The organism is Pseudomonas sp. BN607, from assembly GCF_029871175.1.
GTDB lineage: Bacteria > Pseudomonadota > Gammaproteobacteria > Pseudomonadales > Pseudomonadaceae > Aquipseudomonas.
In genome coordinates this window covers 108,938-134,738 of the sequence record NZ_SSOE01000015.1, presented here as the reverse complement: position 1 = coordinate 134,738, position 25,801 = coordinate 108,938, and the positions used below count along the sequence as shown (strand labels likewise).

At 62.3% G+C, this 25,801-nt stretch carries 22 protein-coding genes; 16 read left to right on the top strand and 6 right to left on the bottom strand.

All coding sequences use genetic code 11. The features are described 5' to 3' along the window. Window positions 1–53: 53 nt before the first annotated feature. The 9 genes from gltS (at window position 54) to E8E68_RS00685 (ending at window position 12,001) form a co-directional block, all read left to right on the top strand. Complete coding sequence (gene gltS / locus E8E68_RS00725; RefSeq protein WP_266028425.1) at window positions 54–1,259, top strand: sodium/glutamate symporter; 1,206 nt, start codon at window positions 54–56, stop codon at window positions 1,257–1,259. 128 nt (window positions 1,260–1,387) lie between these two features. Beyond that, a complete protein-coding gene (locus tag E8E68_RS00720) occupies window positions 1,388–2,842 on the top strand; it encodes a TrkH family potassium uptake protein (protein ID WP_266028719.1) in 1,455 nt (484 codons plus the stop codon). 296 nt (window positions 2,843–3,138) lie between these two features. Next, window positions 3,139–4,500, top strand: a complete 1,362-nt coding sequence (gene nhaA / locus E8E68_RS00715; protein WP_280339158.1) for a Na+/H+ antiporter NhaA — start codon at window positions 3,139–3,141, stop codon at window positions 4,498–4,500. A 427-nt stretch (window positions 4,501–4,927) separates the two neighbouring features. Continuing rightward, window positions 4,928–5,311, top strand: coding sequence for a glycine cleavage system protein GcvH (gene gcvH / locus E8E68_RS00710; protein ID WP_266028427.1), 384 nt, complete (start codon window positions 4,928–4,930; stop codon window positions 5,309–5,311). An 11-nt stretch (window positions 5,312–5,322) separates the two neighbouring features. Next, on the top strand, window positions 5,323–8,178 hold the full coding sequence (gene gcvP / locus E8E68_RS00705; protein ID WP_280339156.1) for an aminomethyl-transferring glycine dehydrogenase: 2,856 nt from the start codon (window positions 5,323–5,325) through the stop codon (window positions 8,176–8,178). Window positions 8,179–8,327: 149 nt separating this feature from the next. After that, the gene (locus E8E68_RS00700; protein ID WP_266028429.1) at window positions 8,328–9,704 is read left to right on the top strand and encodes an L-serine ammonia-lyase; all 1,377 of its coding nucleotides are present in this window, start codon (window positions 8,328–8,330) and stop codon (window positions 9,702–9,704) included. A 27-nt stretch (window positions 9,705–9,731) separates the two neighbouring features. Continuing rightward, window positions 9,732–10,853, top strand: a complete 1,122-nt coding sequence (gene gcvT, locus E8E68_RS00695) for a glycine cleavage system aminomethyltransferase GcvT (RefSeq protein ID WP_266028430.1) — start codon at window positions 9,732–9,734, stop codon at window positions 10,851–10,853. Between the two features lie 357 nt (window positions 10,854–11,210). Continuing rightward, window positions 11,211–11,423, top strand: coding sequence for a cold-shock protein (locus tag E8E68_RS00690; RefSeq protein WP_110745760.1), 213 nt, complete (start codon window positions 11,211–11,213; stop codon window positions 11,421–11,423). An 89-nt stretch (window positions 11,424–11,512) separates the two neighbouring features. Then, window positions 11,513–12,001, top strand: coding sequence for an RDD family protein (locus E8E68_RS00685; RefSeq protein ID WP_110745761.1), 489 nt, complete (start codon window positions 11,513–11,515; stop codon window positions 11,999–12,001). Window positions 12,002–12,079: 78 nt separating this feature from the next. Here the strand turns inward: E8E68_RS00685 and lptG are convergent, their stop codons facing one another. Both lptG and lptF read right to left on the bottom strand, forming a co-directional pair. Continuing rightward, window positions 12,080–13,141, bottom strand: a complete 1,062-nt coding sequence (gene lptG, locus E8E68_RS00680) for an LPS export ABC transporter permease LptG (RefSeq protein WP_266028433.1) — start codon at window positions 13,139–13,141, stop codon at window positions 12,080–12,082. Beyond that, window positions 13,134–14,249 carry an LPS export ABC transporter permease LptF gene (gene lptF / locus E8E68_RS00675; protein ID WP_110745763.1) on the bottom strand — a complete coding sequence of 372 codons (1,116 nt, stop codon included), beginning with the start codon at window positions 14,247–14,249 and terminating at the stop codon, window positions 13,134–13,136. Before lptF ends, lptG begins: the two co-directional genes overlap by 8 nt. A 301-nt stretch (window positions 14,250–14,550) precedes the next feature. On the opposite strand from lptF, the gene E8E68_RS00670 reads away from it, so the two are divergent. The 5 genes from E8E68_RS00670 (at window position 14,551) to rlmF (ending at window position 20,957) form a co-directional block, all read left to right on the top strand. After that, on the top strand, window positions 14,551–16,044 hold the full coding sequence (locus E8E68_RS00670; protein ID WP_110745765.1) for a leucyl aminopeptidase: 1,494 nt from the start codon (window positions 14,551–14,553) through the stop codon (window positions 16,042–16,044). Window positions 16,045–16,094: 50 nt separating this feature from the next. Next, complete coding sequence (locus E8E68_RS00665; protein WP_266028437.1) at window positions 16,095–16,523, top strand: DNA polymerase III subunit chi; 429 nt, start codon at window positions 16,095–16,097, stop codon at window positions 16,521–16,523. A gap of 5 nt (window positions 16,524–16,528) precedes the next feature. Continuing rightward, window positions 16,529–16,894 (top strand): DNA polymerase III subunit chi, encoded by a 366-nt coding sequence (locus E8E68_RS00660; protein ID WP_266028438.1) that lies wholly within the window; start codon window positions 16,529–16,531, stop codon window positions 16,892–16,894. Window positions 16,895–16,978: 84 nt separating this feature from the next. After that, window positions 16,979–19,825 carry a valine--tRNA ligase gene (locus tag E8E68_RS00655; protein WP_266028439.1) on the top strand — a complete coding sequence of 949 codons (2,847 nt, stop codon included), beginning with the start codon at window positions 16,979–16,981 and terminating at the stop codon, window positions 19,823–19,825. Window positions 19,826–20,003: 178 nt separating this feature from the next. Next, window positions 20,004–20,957 (top strand): 23S rRNA (adenine(1618)-N(6))-methyltransferase RlmF, encoded by a 954-nt coding sequence (gene rlmF, locus E8E68_RS00650; RefSeq protein ID WP_280339144.1) that lies wholly within the window; start codon window positions 20,004–20,006, stop codon window positions 20,955–20,957. Window positions 20,958–21,007: 50 nt separating this feature from the next. On the opposite strand, the gene E8E68_RS00645 is transcribed toward rlmF, so the two are convergent. After that, window positions 21,008–21,289, bottom strand: a complete 282-nt coding sequence (locus E8E68_RS00645; protein ID WP_003255106.1) for an HU family DNA-binding protein — start codon at window positions 21,287–21,289, stop codon at window positions 21,008–21,010. Between the two features lie 370 nt (window positions 21,290–21,659). Between E8E68_RS00645 and yejK the strand changes: the two genes are divergently transcribed. Then, a complete protein-coding gene (gene yejK / locus E8E68_RS00640; RefSeq protein ID WP_110745770.1) occupies window positions 21,660–22,667 on the top strand; it encodes a nucleoid-associated protein YejK in 1,008 nt (335 codons plus the stop codon). A gap of 34 nt (window positions 22,668–22,701) precedes the next feature. On the opposite strand, the gene E8E68_RS00635 is transcribed toward yejK, so the two are convergent. Further along, window positions 22,702–22,965 carry a GIY-YIG nuclease family protein gene (locus tag E8E68_RS00635; protein WP_256590634.1) on the bottom strand — a complete coding sequence of 88 codons (264 nt, stop codon included), beginning with the start codon at window positions 22,963–22,965 and terminating at the stop codon, window positions 22,702–22,704. 82 nt (window positions 22,966–23,047) lie between these two features. Between E8E68_RS00635 and E8E68_RS00630 the strand changes: the two genes are divergently transcribed. Continuing rightward, a complete protein-coding gene (locus tag E8E68_RS00630; RefSeq protein WP_266028444.1) occupies window positions 23,048–23,920 on the top strand; it encodes a hypothetical protein in 873 nt (290 codons plus the stop codon). Here the strand turns inward: E8E68_RS00630 and E8E68_RS00625 are convergent. Together E8E68_RS00625 and E8E68_RS00620 are read right to left on the bottom strand one after the other, a co-directional pair. Further along, window positions 23,899–24,384, bottom strand: coding sequence for a nuclear transport factor 2 family protein (locus E8E68_RS00625; RefSeq protein WP_266028445.1), 486 nt, complete (start codon window positions 24,382–24,384; stop codon window positions 23,899–23,901). The genes E8E68_RS00630 and E8E68_RS00625 overlap by 22 nt on opposite strands. A gap of 133 nt (window positions 24,385–24,517) precedes the next feature. Then, the gene (locus E8E68_RS00620; protein ID WP_280339137.1) at window positions 24,518–25,798 is read right to left on the bottom strand and encodes a CynX/NimT family MFS transporter; all 1,281 of its coding nucleotides are present in this window, start codon (window positions 25,796–25,798) and stop codon (window positions 24,518–24,520) included. Window positions 25,799–25,801: the final 3 nt, after the last annotated feature.

Sequence of the window (25,801 nt, the reverse complement as noted above, 5' to 3'; positions counted from 1 at the left end):
GTCCGCCCCACGGCGGAGGGGTGGTTCGCTACTGGATATAACGAGAGCACCTGATGTTTGAACTCGATTTTTACGGGACACTTGTAGCCGCCTCCTTAGTCCTGTTACTGGGACGCAGCCTGGTCGCGCGCATTGGTTTCTTGCGCGCCTACAATATTCCGGAACCTGTTGCCGGTGGACTGGTAGTCGCCCTTGCACTGCTGGCGTTGCGCAGTTTCGATGTCCACGTGCAGTTTGATACTTCGCTGCAAACCCCTTTGATGCTGGCATTTTTTGCCACCATCGGTCTGAGCGCCGATTTTGCCAGCCTGAAAAAGGGTGGGCGCGTAGTGACCGTGTTCTTGCTGGTAGTGACCGGCCTGCTGCTGGTGCAGAACGGCATGGGTATCGGGCTGGCCACGGCATTGGGGCTTGACCCGCTCATGGGCCTGCTGGCAGGGTCCATCACCTTGTCGGGTGGCCACGGTACCGGTGCAGCCTGGGGCGCAACGTTCAGCGAAAAATTCGGCCTGGCCTCGGCCTCCGAACTGGCGATGGCCTCGGCCACCTTTGGGCTGGTGCTCGGAGGCTTGATCGGTGGCCCAGTGGCCCGGCTGTTGATCAAACGGGTAAAAACACCAGGCCCCGAAGAAGAAATACCGCAACTGCCCAAAGGCTTCGAGCGCCCAGACAAAGAGCGGCTGATTACCTCGTTTTCATTTGTTGAAACACTTGCGCTGATTGCAGTCAGTTTGCTTGCCGGGTCGTTACTCAATAGCGCGCTCAAAGGCACTGCATTCGAGCTGCCTACCTTTGTTTGTGTGCTGTTCGTGGGCGTGTTGCTGCGCAATGGCCTGTCGGCGTTCGGCGTTTACCGAGTGTTCGAACGGGAAGTTTCGGTACTGGGAAACGTCAGTTTGTCGTTGTTCCTGGCCATTGCCCTGATGTCGCTAAAACTGTGGGACCTGGCAGCACTGGCATTGCCGTTCTTTGTGTTGCTGGCCGCGCAAACGCTGGTCATGGCATTGTTTGCTATCTTCGTCACATTCCGGGTGATGGGGCGCAACTATGATGCGGCGGTGTTGGCTGCCGGGCATTGTGGCTTCGGCCTGGGTGCAACGCCCACGGCGATTGCCAACATGCAAGCAGTGACCCAGCGCTACGGCGCATCGCACATCGCCTTCCTGGTAGTGCCGATGGTAGGAGCGTTCTTCATCGATATCATCAATGTCATCGTGATCAAGCTGTACCTGGCATTACCCTTTTTTAGCGTGAGTTAAACCATCCAACCGCCCATGTGGCCGCTACTGGGCATGACCGGCCGAACGCGCAGGACTTTACGACTTTTTTACTCGACATTACCGTAGAGCACGCAATACTGCCGCCTTTGTCCAGACGAGCCCACTCGATGACGCTTCCGGCATTGCGTTTCATCGCTTTTATTATCGGTGTATTCCTGATCACGTTGGCTGTCAGCATGGTGATCCCGATGCTGACACTGGTGCTGTATGACCGCAGCGACGACCTGGGGGCATTCGTCTGGTCGAGCCTGATCGTCCTGTGCGCCGGCCTGGTCATGGTGGCGCGGGGCATTCCCGAGACACCGCAATTGCGGGCCAGGGACATGTACTTCCTCACCACCGCAAGCTGGGTCATCGTGTGCGCCTTCGCGGCCCTGCCGATGGTGTTCATTCGGCACATCAGTTACACGGACGCTTTCTTCGAGACCATGTCAGGGATCACCACCACCGGCTCGACAGTGCTGACTGGGCTGGATAGTGCATCGCCAGGGCTGCTGATCTGGCGTTCGCTGCTGCATTGGCTGGGGGGCATTGGCTTTATCGGCATGGCTGTGGCGATCCTGCCCCTGCTGCGCGTAGGCGGCATGCGCCTGTTCAAGACCGAGTCATCAGACTGGTCCGACAAGGTAACGCCGCGTTCACATGTGGCGGCCAAGGTCATCCTGCTGGTCTACCTGGGCCTGACGACGCTGGGGGCATTGGCGTTGTGGGCTGTCGGCATGACCCCGTTCGAGGCCATCAACCATTCGATGTCGCTGATTTCAACCGGCGGCTTTTCAACCTCGGATGCCTCGCTGGGGCATTGGGTGCAGCCGGGGGTGCATTGGGTGGCCGTGGTCATCATGATCCTCGGCAGCTTGCCCTTCACCCTGTATGTCGCCACGCTGCGTGGCCATCGGGGCATCCTGCTCAAGGACCATCAAGTCCGCGGCTTCATCGGTTTCCTCGTCTTCGTGTGGCTTACGGTCGGAACCTGGCTGTGCTGGCACAGCGACCTGTCATGGTGGGATGCGTTTCGTATCGTCGCGGTCAACGTGACCTCGGTGGTGACCACAACGGGCGTCGCCTTGGGTGATTACACGCTCTGGGGTAGCTTCGCCGTCATGCTGTTCTTTTACCTGACGTTCGTCGGTGGCTGCTCAGGCTCTACGGCTGGCGGCTTGAAGATATTTCGTTTCCAGGTCGCCGCGGCCTTGCTGGTGAGCAGCCTGAAACAGTTGATTCATCCGCGGGCAACGATTTCGAAGAAATACAATGGGCACCCCATCGATGAAGATATCGTGCGCTCCTTGTTGACGTTCTCATTCTTTTTCTCGGTTACCATCGCGTTCATCGCCCTTGGTCTGTCTCTGCTCGGGCTCGACTGGACAACGGCGTTGAGCGGTGCGGCCACCGCCGTGTGCAACGTTGGGCCAGGCGTGGGGACGATTATTGGTCCCGCGGGTAATTTCGCCTCGTTGTCTGACGCGGCCAAGTGGTTGCTGACTGTCGGCATGCTGCTTGGACGACTCGAAATCCTCACCGTACTGGTTCTGGTCTCTCCAGCGTTCTGGCGATTCTAGGCAGACGTCATACGATCATTCAGTCATCAAACTGGGCAAGGACCGGGCCCCCAAGCCAGCCCGGTCTCCCGGTCCGCGGTTCAGCTCACCACGTGCAAGTAGTGCCTGCGACGCTGCCAGCCACCGGCCGGTTGGGGGGTGTGGCGGGGGCCTGGCAACGCTTGATTACGCAACCCGCTTGGTTCAAATGGGAACGATTGTTCGGTAGACTACCGGACGGGTGCCAACTGCACAGTGCAGTGAAGCAGGTTAAAAAACAGCGCAGGTCGGGCCGCCATGCGGGAGTACCTGCGCCTATGCAAAAAAAAGAGATGCCTCGCGCCCAAAAGCTGGCCGAGCGCGCCTTCGCCAACCTTGAGCGCTTTGTGCACATTGAAGCGGTCAGTGGCGTTGTTCTACTGATTGCCGCCGTCGCCGCCCTGATCTGGGCGAACTCCCCGTCTGCCGACAGTTATGAAGCCCTCTGGCATACGCCGTTGACGATCGGCGTGGGTTCGCTGGTCTATTCGCAGTCCCTGCATTTCTGGATCAATGACGGCCTGATGACCATCTTCTTCCTGGTCGTTGGCATGGAAATCCGCCGCGAGATCCACGAGGGCGCCCTGTCCAGCCTGCGCCAGGCCACGCTGCCCATGGCAGCCGCCGTCGGCGGGGTAGCCGTGCCCGCGCTGCTCTACCTGGGTTTTGGGCACGCGTCGGCAGAACAACAAGGCTGGGCAGTTCCGACAGCCACGGATATCGCATTTGCGGTCGGCGTATTGGCGCTGCTCGGCAAATCCATCCCGTCCAACGTACGGGTGTTTCTGCTCGCCCTGGCAATCATCGATGACATCATCGCAGTCCTGATCATCGCATTCTTCTATTCAGGCGGCCTTGATTACAGCGGTTTCGGCGTTGCCGTGATCGGCCTGCTAATGGTGGTCGGGCTGCAGAAGATCGGTGTGGGTACGGCCTACGCCTATATCGTTCCCGGCGCTCTGGTCTGGCTGGGCATCTTGCTGACCGGAGCCCACCCCACCCTCGCAGGCGTTGTGCTGGGCCTGATGACACCGGTGACCGCCATGCCGATGCGTGAGCGGCCACTGGATGCAATTACCCGTTTCACCGGAGAATTGCTGGGGCGCGCCAAAGCCCCTGAGCAAGATGCCAGCGACCTCATCGACCCGTTGAAACGACTGCGTCTGGCGCAGCGCGAACTGGTGCCGCCGGTGGTACGCATGCAAGGTGCCCTGCACCCTTGGGTAGCTTTCGGCATCATGCCTGTTTTTGCCTTGGCCAATGCCGGCGTCAGCCTTTCGGGCGTAGACCTGTCCGCCGAGGCCCCCCAGTGGGTCATGATCGCCGTGGCTGTCGCACTGGTCGCTGGCAAGCCCTTGGGCATCGTCTGTGTCAGTTGGCTGATGGTCCGCCTGGGCTGGTGCGTACTTCCCGCTGACGTCAACTGGCGTAGCATCGTTCTGGTTGGGCTACTGGCCGGCATCGGCTTCACCATGTCGATCTTCATCGCCAACCTCGCCTTCGTCGACCCTGGCTCACTGGGAGCAGCGAAACTCGGCGTTCTGTCCGCGTCGTTGATCTCTGCCGTACTGGGCTTGACCTGGGGTGTATGGAGCATACGCAGCGCAGCATCTGCGACCAAAGCAAGTTCGCCCGCCTAGCAACATTCCTGGTGTGGCGGTCCAGCATGATCGAGCACGTGGATCGCCATATCTGCCCCCTACAACCCTGAGCTGACACACCGTCCGGATCTCGCCATTCCCATGCTGGCAGCCACCCTGATGGCGGCCTCCAAAAGCAAGTGGCAGGCCGGGCGCGGATTGGTATGTATCGATTTAAATACGACGTAACGAAATCGATACATACCCACTCAAGAGCGCCTGCACAAGGGTTTGATCCCCAAACGGTTTTTCCTGCCATGCCATCTGTAGCGTTTTCGTTACAAGATAATCACATGGCTATTCAAGAAATTACTTAAATTGTTGTTTTATATAGGTTTTTATTAATTGGCCGCTTTTTTGCTTAGAGAACCGCAGCCCAAGAGCGCGGAGCCACCGCGCCCACCGCCCTGCTTCCTGAGGATTCCCCATGAGCGAGTTGCGTTTCACTGAAGATCACGAATGGCTGCGCGTCGAAGCCGATGGCAGCGTCACCGTGGGCATCACCGCCTACGCGCAGAACGCCCTTGGCGATGTGGTGTTCGTCCAGCTGCCAGAGCTGCAGCAGTACGAGAAAGGCAGCGAAGCGTCCACCGTCGAATCGGTCAAGGCCGCCAGCGGCGTCTACATGCCGCTGACCGGTGAAGTGGTCGAGGTCAACGCCCAGCTCGAAGACAGCCCGGAACTGGTCAACGAAGACCCGATGGGTGAAGGCTGGTTCTTCCGCTTCAAGCCTGTGGATGCCGCCGCCGTCACCGCCCTGCTCGACCAGGATGCCTACGACCGCCTGCTCAAAGCCAACGACGACGCCTGAGGAAGCCCGCCATGACCATCAACCTCGGCACCGCCAACGAATTCATCGCCCGTCACATCGGCCCGCGCACTGCTGACGAGCAGGCCATGCTCGCCGCCCTGGGCTTCGACTCGCTGGACGCCATGACCGCCGCGGTCATCCCCGACAGCATCAAGGGCACCAGCGTGCTTGGCTCCCACGATGGCCAGAGCGAGGCTGACGCGCTCGCCGCGCTCAAGGCCATCGCCGGGAAGAACCAGCTGTTCAAAAGCTACATCGGCCAGGGCTACTACAACACCCACACTCCGGCGCCGATCCTGCGCAACCTGCTGGAAAACCCGGCCTGGTACACCGCCTACACCCCGTACCAGCCAGAAATCTCCCAAGGCCGCCTGGAAGCGCTGCTGAACTTCCAGACCCTGATCAGCGACCTGACCGGCCTGCCGATCGCCAACGCCTCCCTGCTCGACGAAGCCACTGCTGCTGCCGAGGCCATGACCTTCTGCAAGCGCCTGTCGAAGAACAAGGCCAGCCACGCCTTCTTCGCTTCTGTGCACTGCCACCCGCAAACCCTCGACGTGCTGCGCACCCGTGCCGAGCCGCTGGGTATCGAGGTGGTGGTCGGCGACGAGCGCGAGCTGGGTGATGTCAGCGCCTTCTTCGGCGCACTGCTGCAATATCCGGCCAGCAACGGTGAAGTGTTCGACTACCGTGACGTGGTGCAGCGCTTCCATGCCGCCAACGCCTTGGTCGCCGTCGCTGCCGATCTGCTGGCCCTGACCCTGCTCACCCCTCCAGGCGAGTTTGACGCCGACGTGGCCATCGGCAGCGCCCAGCGTTTTGGCGTACCCCTGGGCTTCGGTGGCCCGCATGCCGCCTACTTCGCCACCCGTGACGCGTTCAAGCGCGACATGCCGGGCCGCCTGGTTGGCGTGTCGATCGACCGCTTCGGCAAGACCGCCCTGCGCCTGGCCATGCAGACCCGCGAGCAGCACATCCGCCGCGAGAAGGCCACCAGCAACATCTGCACCGCTCAGGTGCTGCTGGCAAACATCGCCAGCATGTTCGCCGTTTACCACGGCCCGGCCGGCCTCAAGCGCATCGCCGAGCGCACTCACGCACTCACCGCGATTCTGGCCGCCGGCCTGAAGGTGCTGGGCGTTCAGGTAGTGGGCAGCAGTGCGTTCGACACCCTGACCCTGGCTACCGGCACAGCTACCGCCAGCCTGCATGAGCAGGCGCGCGCCCAGGGCATCAACTTGCGCCAGGTCGACGCTGCCCACCTGGGCCTTTCGCTGGACGAAACCAGCAGCCAGGCTGACGTCGAGTCGCTGTGGCAGCTGTTCGCTGGCGACCAGGCGCAACCTGACTTCGCCGCCCTGGCCGCCAGCACCGGTTCGCTGCTGCCTGCCGCCCTGCTGCGCCAGTCGGCCATCCTCGAACACCCGGTGTTCAACCGTTACCACAGCGAAACCGAGCTGATGCGCTACCTGCGCCGCCTGGCCGACAAGGACCTGGCGCTGGACCGCAGCATGATCCCGCTGGGCTCGTGCACCATGAAGCTGAACGCTGCCAGCGAGATGATCCCGGTGACCTGGGCCGAGTTCGGCAACCTGCACCCGTTCGCCCCGGCCCAACAGAGCCAGGGCTACCTGCAGATGACCACCGAGCTCGAAGCCATGCTGTGCGCTGCCACAGGTTACGACGCCGTGTCGCTCCAGCCCAACGCCGGTTCGCAAGGCGAGTACGCAGGCCTGCTGGCCATCCGCGCCTACCACCGCAGCCGTGGCGAAGCCCACCGCGACATCTGCCTGATCCCATCGTCGGCCCATGGTACCAACCCTGCCACCGCCCACATGGCCGGCATGCGCGTGGTGGTCACCGCCTGTGACGCCCGTGGCAACGTCGATGTCGAGGACCTGCGCGCCAAGGCCATCGAACACCGCGAGCGCCTGGCGGCGATCATGATCACCTACCCTTCGACCCACGGCGTGTTCGAGGAAGCGATCGGCGAAATTTGCGCGATCATCCACGACAACGGTGGCCAGGTGTACATCGACGGCGCCAACATGAACGCCATGGTCGGCCTGTGCGCCCCGGGCAAGTTCGGCGGCGACGTGTCCCACCTGAACCTGCACAAGACCTTCTGCATTCCGCATGGCGGTGGCGGCCCGGGCGTCGGCCCGATTGGCGTCAAGTCGCACCTGGCGCCGTTCCTGCCGGGCCATGGGCAGCTGGAAAACACCCAGGGCGCGGTATGCGCCGCGCCATTCGGCAGCGCCAGCATCCTGCCGATCACCTGGATGTACATCCGCATGATGGGCGGTGCCGGCCTGAAGCGTGCCTCGCAGATGGCCATCCTCAACGCCAACTACATCGCCCGCCGCCTGGAAGAGCACTATCCTGTGTTGTATACCGGCGGCAATGGCCTGGTGGCACACGAGTGCATCCTCGACCTGCGCCCGCTGAAAGACACCAGCGGCATCAGCGTCGACGACGTGGCCAAGCGCCTGATCGACTTCGGCTTCCACGCCCCGACCATGTCCTTCCCAGTGGCCGGCACGCTGATGATCGAACCGACCGAAAGCGAGTCCAAGGAAGAACTGGACCGCTTCTGCAACGCGATGATCCAGATCCGCGAGGAAATCCGCGCGGTCGAGAACGGTAGCCTGGACAAGGACGACAACCCGCTGAAAAACGCCCCGCACACTGCGGCCGAGCTGGTTGGCGAATGGGCCCACGGCTACAGCCGCGAGCAGGCGGTATACCCGCTGGCGAGCCTGGTGGAAAGCAAGTACTGGCCGCCGGTCGGCCGGGTCGACAACGTGTTCGGCGACCGCAACCTGGTGTGTGCCTGCCCGTCGATCGAGAGCTATCAGGACGCCTGATAGCCCCTCCCCGCCACCTGGCTTGGGTGGCGGGCTCTGTGGGAGCGGGTTTACCCGCGAATGCGGCGGTGCAGCCAGTACCGCATTCGCGGGTAAACCCGCTTGTACAAAGCTCACCGTCCATCCAACGAACTTGGCAGGAGGTCACCATGTCACTGAGCGTCTTCGACCTGTTCAAGATCGGCATCGGCCCCTCCAGCTCCCACACGGTCGGCCCGATGCGTGCCGCTGCGCGGTTTGCCGAAGGGCTGCGCCGTGACGGCCTGCTGGCGAGTACCGCAAGCGTCAAGGCCGAGCTGTACGGTTCACTGGGTGCCACCGGCAAGGGCCACGGCAGTGACAAGGCCGTGCTGCTGGGGCTTGAGGGTGAACACCCCGACGTCATCGACACCGACAGCATTCCCGCCCGGCTGCAGGCCATCCGCGACAGCGGTCGCATCAACCTGCTTGGCGAGCACTGCATCGCCTTCATCGAAAAGCAGCACCTGGCGATGATCCGCAAGCCATTGGACTACCACCCCAACGGCATGATCTTTCGTGCGTTCGACGACGCCGGCCTGCAAATCCGCAGCCGCGAGTACTACTCGGTAGGCGGCGGTTTCGTGGTCGACGAGGACGCCGCCGGCCACGACCGCATCGTCGAGGACAGCACTGTACTGGCCTACCCGTTCAAGACCGCCAAAGAGTTGCTTGGCCACTGCACCACACAAAACCTGTCGGTAAGCCAGGTAATGCTGGCGAACGAGGCCGCCTGGCGCCCAGAGCCGGAAACCCGCGCCGGGCTGCTGCGCATCTGGCAGGTGATGCAGGATTGCGTCGAAGCCGGCTGCCAGCATGAGGGCATTCTGCCTGGCGGGCTCAGGGTCAAACGTCGGGCACCAGCGCTGTACTGTCAACTGAGCCAGCACCCGGAGGCCAGCCTGCGCGATGCGCTGTCAGTGCTCGATTGGGTCAACCTCTACGCCTTGGCGGTGAACGAGGAAAACGCCAATGGCGGCCGCGTGGTTACCGCCCCCACCAACGGCGCCGCTGGCATCGTCCCGGCTGTACTGCACTACTACATGCGCTTCGTGCCGGGGGCCAGCGAGGACGGGGTGGTGCGCTTTCTGCTCACCGCTGCGGCCATCGGCATCCTCTACAAGGAAAACGCCTCGATATCCGGCGCCGAAGTGGGTTGCCAGGGCGAGGTCGGCGTGGCCTGCTCGATGGCCGCAGGGGCGCTCTGCGAAGTGATGGGCGGTAGCGTGCAGCAGGTAGAGAACGCCGCTGAAATCGGCATGGAACATAACCTGGGCCTGACCTGCGACCCGATTGGCGGGCTGGTCCAAGTGCCCTGCATCGAACGCAATGCCATGGGCTCGGTGAAGGCGATCAACGCGGTCCGCATGGCCTTGCGCGGCGACGGGCAACACTTCGTTTCGCTCGACAAGGTCATCCGCACCATGCGCCAGACCGGCGCCGACATGAAAAGCAAATACAAAGAGACCGCCCGTGGCGGCCTGGCCGTCAACATCATCGAATGTTGACCCGACAACTACACCAAGGAGTCACCGATGTCCGAAACACTGCTCAAGACCCCACTGCATGCCCTGCACCTGGAACTGGGTGCGCGCATGGTGCCGTTCGCCGGCTACGACATGCCCGTGCAATACCCGTTGGGCGTGCTCAAGGAACACCTGCACACTCGCGAGCAGGCCGGCCTGTTCGATGTCTCGCACATGGGCCAGATCATCCTGCGCGGTAGCGAAGCCGCCAAGGCCCTGGAAACCCTGGTGCCGGTGGACATCATCGACCTGCCGGTAGGCATGCAGCGCTATGCCATGTTCACCAATGAGCAAGGCGGCATACTCGATGACCTGATGGTGGCCAACCTGGGCGACGACACCCTGTTCCTGGTGGTCAATGCTGCCTGCAAGGACCAGGACCTGGCCCACCTGCAAAAACACATTGGCGACCGTTGCCAGGTGCAGCCGCTGTTCGAGGAACGTGCCCTGCTTGCCCTGCAGGGGCCGGCAGCAGTCACGGTGCTGGAGCGCCTGGCCCCGGAAGTGGCAGGCATGACCTTCATGCAGTTCCGCCCGGTAAAACTGCTGGGTGAAGACTGCTTCGTCAGCCGCTCGGGCTACACCGGCGAAGACGGCTACGAAATTTCGGTACCGGGCCACGCAGCCGAGGCCCTTGCTCGTCGCCTGCTGGCCGAGCCGGAAGTACAGCCGATCGGCCTGGGCGCTCGTGACTCGCTGCGCCTGGAAGCCGGTCTGTGCCTGTATGGCCACGACATGAACAGCGAGACCACGCCGATCGAAGCCAGCCTGCTGTGGGCGATTTCCAAAGTGCGCCGTGCCGATGGCGCACGCGCTGCCGGTTTCCCGGGGGCCGAGACGATCTTCACCCACCAACGCGATGGCGTGGCGCGCAAACGTGTCGGCCTGTTGCCGCAAGAACGCACGCCAGTACGCGAAGGCGCGGATATAGTAGATGCCAACGACAAACCGGTGGGCAAAGTGTGCAGCGGCGGATTTGGCCCGACACTCGGCGCACCCGTTGCAATGGGTTATATCGATAGTGAACATAGCGCTCTCGACACACCACTGTTTGCTGTCGTGCGCGGCAAGAAGGTTGCCTTGAAAGTCAGTAAAATGCCTTTCGTAGCACAACGTTACTACCGTGGCTGAAACTGCTTTGTGAGGGTTGGGGGCGGGTTCGAGATATTCGTTTTCGAACCTCCCCAATAACTTTTGAACATACCGCCAGGCCAGGCACCATGCCGTTTCCGGGCAAACGGCCGGTTGTCGGCAAACGGTCAATTTTCCCTACGACCAAGGGCTTGTTTTTCGCTCGGGAGTTGGCGTAGAGTCACAGCACTGTGTTTGCATGGGTCGCAACAGTTCGTGACCTGGGCCAGTAGCCGAGATTTGCTACAACCCGTTCGACGTCTCTTACTTTCCTGCAACCCAGCCCAGTAATCTTTCGCTTACAGAAAAGTGCGAAAGAACTGTCATCAAAATTTAAGCTTCATAGGAAATAAGACAATGGCTGAGCGTCAGAACGGTACCGTCAAGTGGTTCAATGACGAAAAAGGTTACGGCTTCATCACCCCAGAAAGCGGTCCGGATCTGTTCGTACACTTCCGCGCTATCGAAGGCAACGGCTTCAAGAGCCTGAAAGAAGGCCAGAAGGTCACCTTCGAAGCCGTTCAAGGCCAGAAAGGCATGCAGGCTGACAAAGTTCAGGTCCTGGGCTAAGCCGAACCCGACTTCAAAAAGCCCCTGCCAAGTGCAGGGGCTTTTTTTTGCCCGTAGAATAGTGGCTTCGATTTCTGGAGCTGTTCTGCATGACCAAGCCTCTGCTCACACCCCAGGGTGATTTTCCGCCGGTCGGCCTGGGCCGGCGCCTGGCGGCGATGTTCTATGACTTTCTGTTGTGCACGGCACTGCTGATCGTGACTGCAGGCGCCTACAAGATGATCCAGATGGCGATCATCGGCGAAGCACGCATGCGCGAGCTGACCGAGGCCGGCGCACTGGATGGCGACCCGCTGCTGTCGACGTTGTTGCTGTTTGCCTTGTTCGGCTTCTTTGCCAAGTTCTGGACCCATGGTGGGCAAACCTTGGGCATGCAGGTGTGGGGCGTGCGGGTGCAGAATGCAGATGGCTCGGCGATCAGCCTGTGGCAAGCGCTGTTGCGCTTCGTGGTATCGATCGCGTCGTGGTTGTGCCTCGGGCTGGGGTTCTTCTGGGTGCTGATCGACAAGCGCAAGCGCGGCTGGCATGACATCTATTCAGAAAGCCAGCTGGTGCGGGTGCCGAAGCAAAAGAGATGACTTGAGCCCTGCCGACGACGGGACATCAGCCACAAAAAAGCCGACCCTGAGGTCGGCTTTTTCATGCAGCTCGGGCTATCAACCCGCCCGGCGCAACAGCCAGACACCGGCCAAGGCACAGATGCCCGCGGGTATCACTACCGCCAGCAACGGCGGGAAGCCGAACACCTGGCTGGAAGGCCCAAGCAAATCCTGGCCGATGCGGAACACGAAGCCCACCAGCACGCCGGTGAACACGCGCTGGCCAAGGGTCACCGACCGCAGCGGGCCGAAGATGAACGAGATCGCCATCAGCACCAGCGCCGCCGTCACCATCGGCTGCAGCACCTTGGTCCAGAACGCCAGCCAGTAACGGGCGTTGTTCAGGCCCTGGTCGGACAGGTAGTGGATGTAGTCCCACAGCCCGGTGATCGACAGCGACTCGGGCGCCAGGATGACGGTATTGAGCAGCTCCGGCGTGAGGGACACATCCCAGCGCTCTTCGGGCGCGGTTACCACCTCAGTGTGGTCGCCCCGGAAGTAGGTGGTGCGCACATCGGCGAGCAGCCAGTGGTCTTGCTGGTACTGCGCACGACGGGCAAAGCTCGAAGTGACAATCTTGCGCTCGCTGTCGAAGCGATAGCGGGTCACCCCCAGCAGCAGGCCGTTGGGCTGCACGGCGTTGATGTGCACATACTCCTCGCCCTGGCGGTGCCACATGCCGCGCTTGGAACTTTGTGCTTCACCACCGCCCTGGGCCAGGGAACGGTCGGCCTGGGCCTTGTTCTCGGTCACCGGGGCCACGTACTCGCCAATCAGCAGGCCGACCAGCATCAGCACCAGCATGGGCTTCATTACCGCCCAGACGATACGGCCGATCGAAACCCCAGCCGCGCGCATGATGGTCAGTTCGCTGCTGCTGGCCAGGCTGCCCAGGCCGATCAAGCAGCCGATCAGCGCGGCCATCGGCAGCATTTCGTACAGCCGGCGCGGTGCGGTCAGCAGGACGAAGTTGCCTGCTTCCATCACTGTATAGGTGTCGCTCAGGTCGCTCATTTCATCAATGAACGCAAACAGCGAAGCCAGGCCGAGAATGATCCCCAGCACAGCCAGGATGGCCAGCAGCACGCTCTGGCCAATGTAGCGATCGAGCTTAGCCATGGGCCACCTCCGCACGGCGGGCGGCGCGCTTGAGGCGCAACGGTTCCCAGTACATCAGGCCCAGGCCGATCAGCAGGAACAGGCCGTGGACCCACCACATACCCAGGCCAATCGGCAATTTGCCCTTCTCGAGGGCGCCGCGTACGGAAATCAGCATTGTCAGGTAGGCCATGTACAGGAGAATGGCCGGCAACAGCTTGAGGAAGCGGCCCTGGCGCGGGTTGACCCGCGACAGCGGCACTGCCAGCAGGGTGACGACGAAGACCAGGATCGGCAGCGACAGCCGCCATTGCAGCTCGGCACGCTCACGCAGGCCCTTCTTGCCGAACAGTTCGGAAGTCGGAATCGCTTCGCGATCAGTCACTTCTTCAGCAACTTCCGGCTTGGGCAGCAACACACCGTAGGTGTCGTACTTGATTGCACGGTAATCGGCCTGGCCCGGGTTGCCGTCGTAGCGGTAGCCGTTCTCCAGCACCAGATAGCGGTTGCCGTCCGCCTGGATTTCCTGGTGGCCCTTTTCCGCGACCAGCACCGATGGCGCGCGGTCCTTGGTCTTGTCCTGATTGAAGCGCTTCTCGGAGATGAACACCCCGGCCAGGTTGATGCGGTCGTCCGACAGCTGCTCGGTATAGGTTACCCGTGAGCCGTCACGCAAGGTCTGGAAGCGCCCCGGTACCAAGGTATCGAACTCCGTCAGGGCGTCCTGCTGAGCGATGATCTGCTGCACCTGGGCCACGCCCAAAGGTGCCAGGCTCAGGCTCAGCCAGGCCACCAGCAGGGCAACCAGGGCGGCCGGCGCCATGGTCAGGCCCAGCAGGCGCTGTTGGCTCATGCCGGTGGCCGACAGCACGGTCATCTCGCTTTCCAGATACAGCCGCCCATAGGCCAGCAGGATGCCAAGGAACAGCCCCAGCGGCAGGATCAGCTGCAGGAAGCCAGGCATGCGGAAACCCATGATCAGGAACAGCACGCTCGGGTCGAGCACGCCCTGGGCAGCCTGGGCCAGGTACTTGATGAAGCGCCCGCTCATGATGATCACCAGCAGCACGGCGCTGACGGCGCTCAAGGTCACCAGGACCTCGCGGGACAAATAACGAAAGACGATCAAACCAGACACTCCTGGGTTGTCAGGGCAGACGGCCATGCAATGGCGCCAGACAATGACTTAGTACATCCAAGACCAATGCCGGTTCGCCAAAGGCGAACCTCCATGTAAAGTGCGCGCATTATCCTGTGATTGACCGCCCCTGTCACTTGGCCGCGCATGAAGCTGCACAACGGGGTTGTCAGCATGCTTGCCGCAGGCTCAAACTGGCTGCTTTTGCGCTGGCACGCGACGACGCGGCCAGGCCCGTCCAGAGCGCTGCAACGCACAGCGCCATTCGTATCGATCATTCGGGGATCCTGACATGGAACTGGTTGTAAAAAGCGTAGCTGCTGCATCTGTAAAAACCGCCACCCTGGTCATTCCGGTAGGTGAAAACCGCAAACTCGGCGCTGTTGCCAAGGCGGTCGACGAGGCCAGCGCAGGCGCCATCAGCGCCGTGCTCAAGCGCGGCGACCTGGCCGGCAAGCCTGGCCAGACCCTGCTGCTGCACAACCTTGCGGGCCTGAAGGCCGAGCGTGTGCTGCTGGTGGGCAGCGGCAAGGAAGAAGCCCTGGGCGACCGCGCCTGGCGCAAGCTGGTCACCAGTGTCGCTGGCGTGCTCAAGGGCCTGAACGGCGCAGATGCGGTGCTGGCACTGGACGATATCGCTGTCAGCAACCGCGACGCCCATTACGGCAAGTATCGCCTGCTGGCCGAAACCCTGCAGGACGGCGAATACGTGTTCGACCGTTTCAAGAGCCAGAAAGCCGAGCCGCGCGCCCTGAAAAAGGTCACCCTACTGGCCGACAAGGCCGGGCTGGCCGAGGTTGAGCGCGCAGTCCGGCACGCCACAGCCATCGCCACCGGCATGGCCTATACCCGCGACCTCGGCAACCTGCCGCCAAACCTGTGCCACCCTAGCTTCCTCGCCGAGCAGGCCAAGGACCTGGGCAAAGCGCACAAGGCGCTGAAGGTTGAAGTGCTGGACGAGAAGAAGATCAAGGACCTGGGCATGGGCGCGTTCTACGCCGTGGGCCAGGGCAGCGACCAGCCGCCACGCCTGATCGTGCTCAACTACCAGGGCGCCAAGAAGGCCGACAAGCCATTCGTGCTGGTCGGTAAAGGCATTACCTTCGACACCGGTGGCATCAGCCTCAAGCCTGGCGCCGGCATGGACGAAATGAAGTACGACATGTGTGGTGCCGCCAGCGTGCTGGGCACCCTGCGCGCCGTGCTGGAACTGCAACTGCCGATCAACCTCGTCTGCCTGCTGGCCTGCGCCGAGAACATGCCAAGCGGCGGCGCTACCCGCCCAGGTGACATCGTCACCACCATGAGCGGGCAGACCGTGGAAATCCTCAACACCGACGCCGAAGGCCGCCTGGTGCTGTGCGACACCCTGACCTACGCCGAGCGTTTCAAGCCACAGGCCGTGATCGATATCGCCACCCTGACCGGCGCCTGCATTGTCGCCCTGGGCAGCCACACCACCGGCCTCATGGGCAACAACGACGACTTGGTCGGCCAGTTGCTCGACGCCGGCAAGCGCGCCGACGATCGTGCCTGGCAGCTGCCGCTGTTCGATGAGTACCAGGAGCAACTGGACAGCCCGTTCGCCGACATGGGCAACATCGGTGGGCCCAAAGCCGGCACCATCACCGCCGGCTGCTTCCTGTCACGCTTTGCCAAAGCCTACAACTGGGCGCACATGGACATCGCCGGCACCGCCTGGGTCAGTGGTGGCAAGGACAAGGGCGCCACTGGCCGCCCGGTGCCCCTGCTGACCCAGTACCTGCTGGACCGCGCTGGCGCCTGATGCCGTGAAACCGGTGGCGCCTGGCGCGCCGCCGGCCGGCGATAACGACCATGAGCAAAGTCGACTTCTACATCCTGCCCACCGACTCGCTGTCGGCGCGGCTCGATTTCGCCTGCAAGCTGTGCGAGAAGGCCTGGCGCCTTGGCCACCGGGTTTATCTGCACTGCCAGGACGCCGAGCAGCGCGACGAGCTGGATCAGCGCCTGTGGCGCTTCAAGGGCGAAGCGTTCGTACCTCACGACATGGCCGAGGTGCATGCCGATGCCGGCGTGGCCCTGGGCCTGGCTGACAACGCCGGTGACCATCGCGACCTGCTGATCAACCTGGGCGCCAGTGTGCCGGCCTTTGTCGGCCAGTTCGAGCGGGTGGCGGAAATCGTCGTCGAGGACCCCGGCATCCGCCAATCGGCACGTGAGCGATTCCGTTTCTACCGTGAACAGGGCTATGCTCTGCAAGACCACCGCTTACAGCGACTTTGACGACGATGGACAAGCACTCCCCCCTGCCCGATTCCGCCCATCTGCTCGACGACCTCGAGTCGATCCGCCAGCTGCTGGGCGACGCCGACCTGCAACCGCCGCTGCTGACCGAAACGGTAGAGCAGATACCGCTGCTGCTGGAAGAACCTGCTGGCAACCCCGCGTCGGTTGCCGAACCCACCGCTGTCGAACCCGAGGAAGACCCCCAGACCCGCCGCCAGGACACCCTGTTGCACCTGGAAAGCGAGCTGCGCGCGGCGGCCCAGATGATCATGCAGGACGTGATCAACGACTTCACCCCGCATATCGAGAACGAGATCAAGCGCCGGCTGGATGCGCGGATCGAGCGTTTGATCAAGCGTTCCGAGTAGAGCCGGGCATCGGTGTCGCCTGCGGCCTCCAGCTTGGTTATACTTCCCGGCTTTCCCGAATAAATGCACAGGGTCCCGCCGCGCATGGATAAGACCTACCAGCCGCACGCCATCGAAACTTCCTGGTACAACACCTGGGAGTCCGAGAACTATTTCGCTCCACAAGGTGCAGGCGAGTCCTACACCATCATGATCCCGCCGCCGAACGTAACCGGCAGCCTGCACATGGGCCACGGGTTCAACAATGCGATCATGGATGCCCTGATCCGTTTCCGCCGCATGCAAGGCCGCGACACCCTGTGGCAGCCCGGCACCGACCACGCAGGTATCGCCACGCAGATGCTGGTCGAGCGCCAGCTTGAAGCCAAAGGCCAGAACCGGCACGACCTGGGCCGCGAAAAGTTCCTGGAAAAGGTCTGGGAATGGAAGGACCAGTCCGGTGGCAACATCAGCCGCCAGATCCGCCGTCTGGGCTCGTCGGTCGACTGGAGCCGCGAGCGCTTCACCATGGATGACGGCCTGTCCGAAGCGGTCAAGGAAGCCTTTGTGCGCCTGCATGAAGACGGCCTGATCTACCGCGGCAAGCGCCTGGTCAACTGGGACACCAAGCTGCACACGGCCATCTCCGACCTCGAAGTGGAAAACCACGACGAGAAAGGCCACCTGTGGAACCTGCGCTACCCGCTGGCCGACGGTGCCAAGACTGCCGAAGGCCAGGATTACCTGGTGGTTGCCACCACCCGTCCGGAAACCCTGCTGGGCGACGCCGCCGTTGCGGTCAACCCGAACGACGAGCGCTACCAGGCACTCATCGGCAAGTTCGTCGAGCTGCCGCTGGTCGGCCGCCGCATCCCGATCATCGCCGACGACTACTGCGACCCGGCTTTCGGTACCGGTTGCGTGAAGATCACCCCTGCACACGACTTCAACGACTACGAAGTCGGCAAGCGCCATAACCTGCCGCTGCTGAACATCTTCGACAAGAACGCCTTCGTGCTGGCCAGCGCCCAGGCGTTCAACCTCGACGGCAGCGTCAACGAGCAAATCGACACCCAGCTGCCGGCCCAGTACGCCAACCTTGACCGCTTTGTTGCGCGCAAGCAGATCGTCGCAGACCTGGACGCCCAGGGCCTGCTGGTCAGCATCGACGACCACGCCCTGAAAGTGCCAAAAGGCGACCGCTCGGGCACCGTGATCGAGCCGTGGCTGACCGACCAGTGGTACGTATCCACCAAGCCGCTGGCAGAACCCGCCATCGCCGCCGTGGAAGACGGCCGCATCCAGTTCGTGCCCAAGCAGTACGAAAACATGTACTTCTCGTGGATGCGTGACATCCAGGACTGGTGCATCAGCCGTCAGCTCTGGTGGGGCCACCGCATCCCGGCGTGGTACGACGAGGCCGGCCAGGTCTACGTTGGCCGCAACGAGGAAGAAGTGCGTGCCAAGCACAATCTGGGGGCCGATGTGGTCCTGCGCCAGGACGACGACGTGCTCGACACCTGGTTCAGTTCGGGCCTGTGGACCTTCTCTACCCTGGGCTGGCCGGAGCAGACGGAATTCCTCAAGAAGTTCCACTCCACCGACGTACTGGTGACCGGCTTCGATATCATCTTCTTCTGGGTTGCGCGCATGATCATGCTGACCATGCACCTGATCAAGAACGAGGACGGCACCCCGCAGGTACCGTTCAAGACCGTGTACGTGCACGGCCTGGTGCGTGACGGCCAGGGCCAGAAGATGTCCAAGTCCAAGGGTAACGTGCTGGACCCGCTGGACATCGTCGACGGCATTACCCTCGACGCCCTGCTGGAAAAGCGCACCAGCGGCATGATGCAGCCCAAGCTGGCCGAGAAAATCGCCAAGCAGACCAAGGCCGAGTTCCCCGAAGGCATCGCCAGCTACGGCACCGACGCCCTGCGCTTCACCTTCTGCTCGCTGGCCTCGACCGGCCGCGACATCAAGTTCGACATGGGCCGAGTCGAAGGCTATCGCAACTTCTGCAACAAGATCTGGAACGCTGCCCGCTACGTGCTCGACAAGGGCGAGGACTGCGGCCAGAACGGCGAAGCCTACGAGCTGTCGCTGGCGGACCGCTGGATCATCTCGCAGCTGCAGCGCACCGAGGCCGAAGTGACCCGCCAGCTCGAGCAGTTCCGCTTCGACCTGGCCAGCCAGGCACTGTACGAGTTCATCTGGAACCAGTACTGCGACTGGTACCTGGAACTGTCCAAGCCCGTACTGTGGGACGAAAACGCCCCGGTCGAGCGCGCGCGTGGTACCCGCCGCACCCTGGTGCGCGTGCTGGAAGTGGCGCTGCGCCTGGCGCACCCGTTCATGCCGTTCATCACCGAAGAAATCTGGCAGCGCATTGCGCCGCTGGCGGGCATCGAAGGCAAGACCATCATGCTGCAACCGTGGCCGGTGGCTAACGAGAGCCGCATCGATAGCGCTGCCGAAGGCGACATCGAGTGGCTGAAAGAGCTGATGGTTGGCCTGCGCAACATCCGCGCCGAGATGAACATCGGCCCGGGCAAGCCGCTGCCGCTGTTCCTGAAGAACGCCAACGCTGACGACCAGCGTCGCCTGCAGGAAAACGAAGCGCTGCTGAAGAAGCTGGCCAAGGTCGAGTCGTTCACCGTGCTGGGTGATGCCGACGAAGCGCCACTGTCCGCTACCGCCCTGGTCGGTGACCTGCAAGTACTGGTGCCAATGGCCGGGCTGATCGACAAGGATGCCGAGCTGGCGCGCCTGAACAAGGAAATCCAGCGCCTGCAGGGCGAAGTGGCACGCGTGGGTGGCAAGCTGTCCAACGCCGCCTTCGTCGACAAAGCCCCGCCGGCGGTGATCGAGAAGGAACGCGCGAAGCTGGCCGAGTCCGAGCAGGCCTTGGCCAACTTTACCGAGCAGCATGCGCGGATTGCTGCGCTGTAATCACTAGCGAGACCGTTGGGGCGGCTGCACGGCCCTTTCGCGACACAAGGCCGCTCCCACAGGACGGCGCCAACCTTCAAGGCGCCAACCTTCTGTGGGAGCGGCCTTGTGTCGCAAAAGGGCTGCACAGCCGCCCCAGGTTCTTCAAACCACCGCTCGTATAGGGCTGGACACTGCCATGACCCCGAACAAACCCACCCTGCACCCGCGCAACCGCCACCAAGGCCGCTACGACTTCCCCAGCCTGATCAAGGCCCACCCTGACCTGGCACGCTTCACCATCACCAACCCCCACGGCAAACCCAGCATCGACTTCGCCAACCCTGAAGCCGTGCGGGTGTTCAACCGTGCCCTGCTCAAGGCCCAGTACGGCATCCAGCACTGGGACATTCCCGCCGACTACCTGTGCCCGCCCATTCCCGGCCGCGCCGACTATATTCACGTAGCCGCCGACCTGCTGGCCACGGACAACGCGGGCGAAATCCCCAAAGGCGCTCAGGTACGTGCGCTGGACATCGGCGTAGGCGCCAACTGCATCTACCCGCTGCTGGGCCACAGCGACTACCGCTGGCGCTTCCTCGGCTCCGACATCGACCCGGTAGCCCTGGCCTCGGCCAAGGCCATCGTCCAGGCCAACAACCTCGGCAAGGCTATCAGCCTACGCCAGCAGGCCAACCGCGGGAGCATCCTCAGCGGCCTGCTGCAAGCGGACGAACGCTTCGACCTCACCCTGTGCAACCCGCCCTTCCATGCCTCACGCGACGAAGCTACGCGCGGTAGCCAGCGCAAGTGGAAGAACCTCGGCAAGCAGGACCCCAAGCGCAAGCTCCCGGTACTGAACTTTGGTGGCCAGAACAATGAACTGTGGTGCGAGGGCGGCGAAATCCGCTTTGTCACCCAACTGGTCGGCGAAAGCGTGCAGTACGCCGGGCAGGTGCTGTGGTTCACCAGCCTGGTATCCAAGGCCAGCAACCTGCCAGGGATCGAAGCCGCACTGAAGAAAGCCGGCACCAAGGCCGTGCGCATCATCGAAATGGGCCAGGGCCAAAAGCAGAGCCGCATGGTCGCCTGGAGCTTCCACGACGACGCAACGCGCCAGGCCTGGCACGCCCAGCGTAAATCACAGGCATAAAAAAACCGCGCCCGGGCAAGCCGGGCGCGGTTTCGTCAAAGCTTCAACAATTACTTGTTGATGGCGTCGGTCAGCACTTTGGCTGGAACGAACTTGACGACTTTCTTGGCAGCGATTTCGATGGCAGCGCCAGTCGAAGGGTTGCGGCCGGTACGGGCAGGACGCTCGGAGACTTTCAGCTTGCCGATGCCTGGCAGAGTGATTTCAGCGCCGTTTTCCAGCTGGTCGGCAACGATCTGGCCCAGTTGCTCCAGAGCGTTCTTGGCGGTGGCTTTTGGCGCGGCGATCGATTCGGCGATGTCGGCAATCAGTTGGTCTTTGGTCAATGCCATGGTGGTGTTCCTTCCCTATCAAATTCGATGGTTATGCAGCGAACTACGACGTTATCGGGCCAGCCCCTTGAAATGGAGGGCCGCGCCAATCGCGTATGTAGATACGTAAATCGGCGTTTGGTTCGACACGCCGACAGCAAGCTGCCAGCAATGCGCCACACAAGGGGCGCAAGACCGCGCAAAGCTACCACAGGAACGGATAAATATCCGCTGCGCACTTCGATTTAATGCAGGTTTTTCGGGGGTTTCAGCCTAAAACGCACAAAATTGAACAAAAAACGAACAACCGGCATTTCTGCCAACATCCGGCCACTGCATCACCTGATGTCTGGGTTAAACTTGACGACTTTTGCAGCTCGCCGAGAATCCCATGCCAATCCGTCATTGCATCGTTCACCTGATCGACAAAAAGCCCGATGGCAGCCCCGCCGTACTGCATGCCCGCGACTCCGAACTGGCCGCTTCCGACGCCATCGAAAACCTGCTCGCCGACCTCAACGACAGCTATAACGCCAAACAAGGCAAGGCCTGGGGCTTTTTCCACGGCGAGTCTGGCGCCTACCCGCTGAGTGGCTGGCTGAAGCAATACCTGGATGAAGAAAAGGACTTCACGGCCTTTAGCCGGGTGGCCGTCGAACATCTGCAGAAGCTGATGGAAGAGTCCAACCTGTCCACCGGGGGGCACATCCTGTTTGCCCACTACCAGCAAGGCATGACCGAATACCTGGCGATCGCCCTGCTGCACCACAGCGAAGGCGTGGCGGTGAACGCCGAGCTCGACGTGACCCCTTCCCGCCACCTCGACCTCGGCCAACTGCACCTGGCAGCGCGCATCAACTTGTCCGAGTGGAAGAACAACCAGAACTCCAAGCAGTACATTTCGTTCATCAAAGGCAAAAATGGCAAGAAGGTTTCGGACTACTTCCGCGACTTCATCGGCTGCCAGGAAGGCGTCGACGGCCCGGGCGAAACCCGCACCCTGCTCAAGGCCTTCAGCGATTTCGTCGAGAGCGAAGACCTGCCGGAAGAATCGGCCCGCGAAAAAACCCAGACCTTGGTCGAGTACGCCACCACCCAGACCAAGCTGGGCGAGCCAGTGACGCTGGAAGAACTGTCCAGCCTGATTGACGAGGACCGGCCCAAGGCGTTCTACGACCACATTCGCAACAAGGACTACGGGCTGTCGCCAGAGATCCCGGCAGATAAGCGCACCCTCAACCAGTTCCGCCGCTTCACCGGGCGGGCCGAGGGGCTGTCGATCAGCTTCGAGGCGCATTTGCTGGGGGACAAGGTGGAGTATGACGAAGAAGCAGGGACTTTGATTATCAAAGGGCTGCCGACCACTCTGGTGGACCAGCTCAAGCGGCGTAAAGACTGATCAGTACCGGGGCTGCTTCGTAGCCCAGGCCATCTCAAGCCGAGCCGATGAGATAAGACGCCACCAGCGCCTCCTTCGCCGACTTGCGCAGCCGCTTTACCAGCCGCTCCTGGCGCAATGCCTCGCCCTTGTCCGGCCATTGCTCCACATAGACCAGCGCCTGCGCCGGGCTGGTCTTGAAGTAACGGGCGCCTTGCCCCTTCTGATGCGCCAGGAAACGCCGCTGCGGGTCATCGCTGATACCGCAGTACAACGAGCCATTGGCCGCCCGAACCAGGTAGACATACCAGGGTTTCATTGCCTGATCCGGAACTTGTTCACTCACGACGCCTGCTCTTTCCATCATTAGTTTGGTGAGCCCACTCATTGAGGGCTTCATCATGCTCGACTCATATACCCGCACCGGTCTGGGTGCAGTGTTGCTTGCGGCTGCGTTCAGCGCCCAGGCCTCGATTGGCGCACGAACCGCCGAACAGATGCAGAACAACTACAACGCCACCCCGGCGCAATGCGCGGGCAATGCCGTACCGGCCCACGCCTGTTCGGGTGTGCTGCTCAGATCAACCAAGCCTTCGCCGCATTACCACACCTGGCATCATAGCCAGAACAGCAAGGACAAGGGCGGCGTTTCATTCTCGTACTTGCGTAGCGATATTCCCACAACGCGGTTGGCTGCCGACGGCCGCAGCGGCTTCACCCTGTACCCTCTGTTGCAGCGCCCAAAGGGCTCGCTGTGGTATGAAATGCTCTGCGCCTGGCCAACTGACGGCGACTCGTGGGAGCGCGATACACGGGGCTGCGGCGACAATCGGCAATCCGCTGAAGTGGAAGCCGCCTGCCACGAGCAAGGCGTGCTCACCGCCGAAGACTGGATGGCCCGGTTCAGCGAAAGCGGTGACTACAAACGCCAGTGTGCGTTTGATGTCCGGCGGGCCCGAGTCCCGGAACGGGCCGACGCCTTCTATCAAAGCGTACGCGCCAAACAGCTGTATGCCCAGCACATGCCATTCCCGTGGAACGAGATTGTGATCGGCACCTGGGATGAAGCAAACGCCGAGAAGCTGCCGATTCAATCTTTCTTCCATATCGAAGGGGAGCATGGCGCATTGCAGCAGGCACAGGCAGACCAGCAGGACTGGCACAACACCAATGGCACTTTCATTCCGGTCATCCGCATTCGACTACCGGACAACCTGCAGGAAAATGCCCGGTTCAGTTACCACGAGGGGGATCAGGCCGTACCTGCGCCTTGAGCATGCTGGTACGCCCGCAGGCCGTTGAACGCTTGCTTGCGTACCTTGTTCTGCAACATTGGCGACCAGCCTAGCAGTACGCCAGGCACACCCAACGCCTGCCGCGACCAGCGCCACAGGTCGAAAGTGTCGTCGTGCTGGCAGATCAGCCCATCGCGAATCACAAAGCGCGCCTGAATGTCATTGACCACCACTCGGCCAGTCTGGCTGAACAGGTAAGTCGCCACCCAGTGCGCGCCCCCACCACGCTCATCGGCACGGACACTGTCGTAGGTCAGGGTGAAGTTCTTGGCTCGGCTGGTGAGCATCCGCCACATGTCGCCAGCGTCCCGGCCACGCAGGGTGCCGAACACCGGGTCGCTGAAGACGATATCGTCGCTGTAGCAGGCAATCATCGCCTCGGCATCCAGGCGCTGGAAGGCTTGGTAGAAGCGTGTGATCAGGTCGCGGTTGGCGTCGCTCATGTGGGGATAGTCCGTCCTGGGGTCGAAAGCAGCACGATAAGCTGCACCGCAGGCTTACGCCAGTGCCGGCCTGTTCGCGGCGATTCGGTGCTTCGATGCAACCGCGAACAAACTGGTACAGGCAACGTCTTTCTCAGACTTTTTCGCTGCTGACCTGCACATGCAGCGCCCGCCCAGCCCCCAGCCCAAACACAATGGCACCTATCCCAAGCACAGCAAAAATCCAGCCCAGCGCCGCCCATCCCCCGGTCAGGTCATGCACCAACCCCACTGCAAACGGCCCCATCGACGCCAGCGTGTAACCTACGCCCTGGGCCATGCTCGACAGGTTCGCGGCAACGTGGGCGTCCTTCGAGCGCAACACGATCAAGGTCAGCGCCAAGGCGAAGGTACCGCCCTGCCCCAGGCCCAACACCACCGCCCACCCCCACAGTCCGGAAAGCGGCGCATACAGGCATCCGAACAACCCCGCCAGGGTGATCAGCATGACCAGCACGATCGCCAGGCGCTGGTCATTGCCGCGGGTGGCCAGCCAGGGCGCGCTGAGCGAGCTGATCAGTTGCACGATCACCGACCCCGACAGCACCAGCCCTGCCTCGGTCGGGCTCAGGCCACGGCCGATCAGGATCGAGGGCAACCAGCCAAAGACGATGTAGGCCAGCGACGACTGCAAGCCCATGTACAGGGTAACCTGCCAGGCCAGCGGATCGCGCCACAGGCCACGCACGCGATAAGCCACCTTGTGCAGGCCATGCCCCTGGCGCGCCTGGGGCAGCCACACCAGCATGGCCAGCAAGGCCGGCAGTACCCAGAAGCCCAGGCCCAGCGCCCAACTGCCATCGAAATGCTGGGCCAAAGGCACGGTGGCACCTGCCGCCATGGCCGCGCCCAGGCACAAGGCCATGGTGTACACACCGGTTAACGTACCCGCATGCTGCGGGAAGTCGCGCTTGACGATCCCGGGTAATAGCACACCGATAATACCGATGCTGGCACCCGCCATCAGGCTGCCGAAAAACACCCCAATGGCGCCGAAGGTGCTTCGCACCAGAATACCCAGCGCCAGCGTCAGGAGGATGCCGAGAATCACCCGCTCGCTGCCAAAGCGCCGCGCCAACACAGGCGCCAGCGGTGCAAACAAGCCCAGGCAGAGCACCGGCAAGGTGGTCAGCAAGCCCGCTTGCGAGGCATTTAGCCCCAGGCCATCGGAGACCTGGCCCAGCACCGGCGCCATGCTCGACAGCGCCGGGCGCAGGTTAAGCGCCACCAGCACCAGGCCCAGCAGCAGCAACCAGGGCCGCCTTGGCAGCGCGGGCTGCTGCTGAACCTGCTCGTCGTCAGCCTCGGCGTCGATCAGCAATTCTTCGAGGTCCCGCGGGTTCGGCGGGGTGTTGCGGGTGATGGATTCAGCCATGGC

Excerpts from the sequence above, each read along its gene's own strand:
- gltS (WP_266028425.1), top strand. The coding sequence starts at position 54 with ATGTTTGAACTCGATTTTTACGGGACACTTGTAGCCGCCTCCTTAGTC.
- E8E68_RS00720 (WP_266028719.1), top strand. The coding sequence starts at position 1,388 with ATGACGCTTCCGGCATTGCGTTTCATCGCTTTTATTATCGGTGTATTC.
- nhaA (WP_280339158.1), top strand. The coding sequence starts at position 3,139 with ATGCAAAAAAAAGAGATGCCTCGCGCCCAAAAGCTGGCCGAGCGCGCC.
- gcvH (WP_266028427.1), top strand. The coding sequence starts at position 4,928 with ATGAGCGAGTTGCGTTTCACTGAAGATCACGAATGGCTGCGCGTCGAA.
- gcvP (WP_280339156.1), top strand. The coding sequence starts at position 5,323 with ATGACCATCAACCTCGGCACCGCCAACGAATTCATCGCCCGTCACATC.
- E8E68_RS00700 (WP_266028429.1), top strand. The coding sequence starts at position 8,328 with ATGTCACTGAGCGTCTTCGACCTGTTCAAGATCGGCATCGGCCCCTCC.
- gcvT (WP_266028430.1), top strand. The coding sequence starts at position 9,732 with ATGTCCGAAACACTGCTCAAGACCCCACTGCATGCCCTGCACCTGGAA.
- E8E68_RS00690 (WP_110745760.1), top strand. The coding sequence starts at position 11,211 with ATGGCTGAGCGTCAGAACGGTACCGTCAAGTGGTTCAATGACGAAAAA.
- E8E68_RS00685 (WP_110745761.1), top strand. The coding sequence starts at position 11,513 with ATGACCAAGCCTCTGCTCACACCCCAGGGTGATTTTCCGCCGGTCGGC.
- lptG (WP_266028433.1), bottom strand. The coding sequence starts at position 13,141 with ATGGCTAAGCTCGATCGCTACATTGGCCAGAGCGTGCTGCTGGCCATC.
- E8E68_RS00670 (WP_110745765.1), top strand. The coding sequence starts at position 14,551 with ATGGAACTGGTTGTAAAAAGCGTAGCTGCTGCATCTGTAAAAACCGCC.
- E8E68_RS00665 (WP_266028437.1), top strand. The coding sequence starts at position 16,095 with ATGAGCAAAGTCGACTTCTACATCCTGCCCACCGACTCGCTGTCGGCG.
- E8E68_RS00660 (WP_266028438.1), top strand. The coding sequence starts at position 16,529 with ATGGACAAGCACTCCCCCCTGCCCGATTCCGCCCATCTGCTCGACGAC.
- E8E68_RS00655 (WP_266028439.1), top strand. The coding sequence starts at position 16,979 with ATGGATAAGACCTACCAGCCGCACGCCATCGAAACTTCCTGGTACAAC.
- rlmF (WP_280339144.1), top strand. The coding sequence starts at position 20,004 with ATGACCCCGAACAAACCCACCCTGCACCCGCGCAACCGCCACCAAGGC.
- E8E68_RS00645 (WP_003255106.1), bottom strand. The coding sequence starts at position 21,289 with ATGGCATTGACCAAAGACCAACTGATTGCCGACATCGCCGAATCGATC.
- yejK (WP_110745770.1), top strand. The coding sequence starts at position 21,660 with ATGCCAATCCGTCATTGCATCGTTCACCTGATCGACAAAAAGCCCGAT.
- E8E68_RS00635 (WP_256590634.1), bottom strand. The coding sequence starts at position 22,965 with ATGAAACCCTGGTATGTCTACCTGGTTCGGGCGGCCAATGGCTCGTTG.
- E8E68_RS00630 (WP_266028444.1), top strand. The coding sequence starts at position 23,048 with ATGCTCGACTCATATACCCGCACCGGTCTGGGTGCAGTGTTGCTTGCG.
- E8E68_RS00625 (WP_266028445.1), bottom strand. The coding sequence starts at position 24,384 with ATGAGCGACGCCAACCGCGACCTGATCACACGCTTCTACCAAGCCTTC.
- E8E68_RS00620 (WP_280339137.1), bottom strand. The coding sequence starts at position 25,798 with ATGGCTGAATCCATCACCCGCAACACCCCGCCGAACCCGCGGGACCTC.